Here is a 2,435-nt window from a genome sequence, read left to right as displayed (position 1 = left end):
GTTCAACACCCTGGAGGGGCACGGCCTGGGCAAGCTGCTCGTGGGGTTCGCGCTGAGCGCGGCCCGCAAGGACGCGGATGCCTTCGCCCGGTGCATCAAGGCCGCCGTCGAAGCGTCCTGAGTGCCCGGGCGCGCCGCGTGCCGCTCAGGCGTCCTGCTGCGGCGCGCCCGGGATCTCGGCTCCCGAGGGCATGCCCTCGGCGACGTAGGCGTCGTAGTACGGCTGCCACGGCTCGGCCGACTCGCTGTGCGGGCCTTCGGAACGGGCTCCGGCGAGGTGCCTGTCCAGTTCGGTGAGGCAGACGCTCCAGCCCGCGGCGTTGCGGGCCGCGGTGTTCCGCGCCTCCAGCACGTTCGTCAGCGTCAGCCGGCAGCCTTCGCCCTCCGCCGCCAGTTCCAGATGGATCTCGTCGCCGCCCCAGGTGAAGGCGAGGCGGCGCGGCGGGTCGAAGGCCAGCACCGTTCCTGTCGTCGGGGGCAGGTTCGGGTCGTCGGAGAACTCGATCTTCCCGCCGGCGTGCGGCTCCAGCCGGACCGTCGACGGGAACCAGTGGGCGAGTCCCTCCGGCTCGGAGACGGCGGCCCAGACCCGTTCGACCGCATGCGGATACGAGCGCTGGAACTGGACGGCCGGGCGGCCCTCGAAGTCGATGAAGGTTCCGCGGTTCATGATGGCTCCTCTGTACGGTCACCGCTGCCGCCGTCGTCGAGATGGCGGCCCAGTGCGTCAAGACTCTGGTTCCACAGCCGCCGGTACGGCGCGAGCCATGCGTCGAGCTCCGCGATCGGGCCGGGCTCGATCGCGTAGATACGCTGCTGCGCCTGCTTCCTCACCCGGACGAGCCCGGCCTCCCGCAGCACCCGCAGATGCTTGGACACGTTCGGCTGGGACTGACCGAGTACGTCGACCAGCTCGCCGACCGCGCGGTCGCGCTCACGCAGCAGATCGAGCACGGCCCGCCGGTGCGGGTCCACCAGGGCCGACCAGATGGCGTCTGTCATCCATTGAATATGCGCCCCTGGTTATATGGCTGTCAAGGCATGTTAAATCCCTGGCGCCGCCGTACCGCCGCGCCCACCCGGTCGCACCGCCGTGCCGCCGCACCGCCGTGCCGCCGCACCGCCGTGCCGCCGCACCGCCGTGCCGCCGTGCCCGCCCGGTCAGGCGCTCTTGACCGGCGAGTCCAGCCGCAGTCGCAGCTGCTTCTCCCCGTCTCCCGACACCGCGTGCTCCACCTCGACCGCGAAGCCCGAGGTCAGCGCCTTGGCCATCCGGTCCACCGCCGGATACGAGCCGGACAGCTCCGCCGCCACGGGCGCCCGGAGCGTCGTTGCGGCCACCGGTCCGGCGGCGTCGGCGGGCGACACGTCATACGTGGCCATCCAGATGGTGGGGTGGCCGCCCCGGCCCAGCTTGTGCGGGTGCTCCTCGGCGTCCCGGTCGCAGGGGTACGCCGCGAGCAACGCGCCGAAGACGGCGTCCGCGTCCTCCGGTGCACCGCTGAGCTGCACCGATACTTCCTCGCCGTGCTTGTCCGTCGCGGTCACGGTGATCCCCGTCCTCTCTCGCGCTGGGGTATCCCTCTCCAAGGTCCCACCTCGCGCCCCGCACAGCACGGGCAGAGCATCTTCCGGGTGGCCGGCCCTCCGGACGCCCGTCAGCGCTCCTGCGGCTGCTCGCCGGTCCGGGTCCAGTGCAGCAGCTCGTCCGCACCCCACGTGTTGATCACCCGCGCCTGAGGCACCCCGCACTCCTCCGCCCGCGCACAGCCGTTGATCTGCCAGTCCAGCTGCCCCGGAGCATGCGCGTCGGTGTCGATTGCGAACAGCGTCCCCGCCTCGACCGCCCGCCGCAGCAGCCGCCGCGGCGGATCCAGCCGCTCCGGACGGCTGTTGATCTCCACGGCCGTCCCGTACTCCGCACACGCCGCGAACACCTGCTCCGCGTCGAACTCCGACTCCGGACGGCCCCGTCCCCCGTCACGGCCCGTCAGCAGCCGCCCGGTGCAGTGCCCCAGCACATCCACCAGCGGACTGCGGACCGCGGCGACCATGCGCCGGGTCATCGGCCGCGTCTCCATGCGGAGCTTGGAGTGGACGGACGCGACCACCAGGTCCAGCCGGTCGAGCAGCTCCGGTTCCTGGTCGAGCGAGCCGTCCTGCAGGATGTCGCACTCGATACCGGTGAGCAGCCGGAACGGCGCCCAGGTCCGGTTCAGTTCCGCCACGAGCTCCAGCTGCTCACGCAACCGCTCCGCCGACAGCCCGCGCGCGACCGTCAGCCTGGGCGAGTGATCGGTGAGTACGGCCCACTCATGGCCGAGATCGGCCGCGGCCCTGCCCATCGCCTCGATCGGGCTGCCGCCGTCCGACCAGTCCGAGTGCAGATGACAGTCGCAGCGCAGCGCAGCGCGCAGCCGCGTCCCGGCATCGCC

General features: G+C 72.2%; 4 protein-coding genes and 1 pseudogene. 1 reads left to right on the top strand and 4 read right to left on the bottom strand.

Annotated elements, in window-relative coordinates; translation table 11 throughout:
* Nucleotides 1-121 (top strand): annotated as a pseudogene (locus ACWGI8_RS43125) (SRPBCC family protein); the annotation flags it as partial.
* Nucleotides 122-145: 24 nt separating this feature from the next.
* Here the strand turns inward: ACWGI8_RS43125 and ACWGI8_RS43120 are convergent.
* From ACWGI8_RS43120 to ACWGI8_RS43105, 4 genes are all read right to left on the bottom strand, one after another.
* A complete protein-coding gene (locus tag ACWGI8_RS43120; RefSeq protein ID WP_453668949.1) occupies nucleotides 146-670 on the bottom strand; it encodes an SRPBCC family protein in 525 nt (174 codons plus the stop codon).
* A complete protein-coding gene (locus ACWGI8_RS43115; protein ID WP_453668947.1) occupies nucleotides 667-1,002 on the bottom strand; it encodes an ArsR/SmtB family transcription factor in 336 nt (111 codons plus the stop codon). Before ACWGI8_RS43115 ends, ACWGI8_RS43120 begins: the two co-directional genes overlap by 4 nt.
* Nucleotides 1,003-1,161: 159 nt before the next feature.
* Nucleotides 1,162-1,548, bottom strand: a complete 387-nt coding sequence (locus tag ACWGI8_RS43110) for a hypothetical protein (RefSeq protein ID WP_453668945.1) — start codon at nucleotides 1,546-1,548, stop codon at nucleotides 1,162-1,164.
* A 110-nt stretch (nucleotides 1,549-1,658) separates the two neighbouring features.
* A partial coding sequence (locus tag ACWGI8_RS43105) for a PHP domain-containing protein (RefSeq protein ID WP_453668943.1) occupies nucleotides 1,659-2,435 on the bottom strand: 777 nt, incomplete at its 5' end.

This window comes from Streptomyces sp. NPDC054841 (assembly GCF_053611045.1).
This window is presented reverse-complemented; position numbering and strand designations above follow the sequence as displayed.

Excerpts from the sequence above, each read along its gene's own strand:
- ACWGI8_RS43120 (WP_453668949.1), bottom strand. The coding sequence starts at position 670 with ATGAACCGCGGAACCTTCATCGACTTCGAGGGCCGCCCGGCCGTCCAG.
- ACWGI8_RS43115 (WP_453668947.1), bottom strand. The coding sequence starts at position 1,002 with ATGACAGACGCCATCTGGTCGGCCCTGGTGGACCCGCACCGGCGGGCC.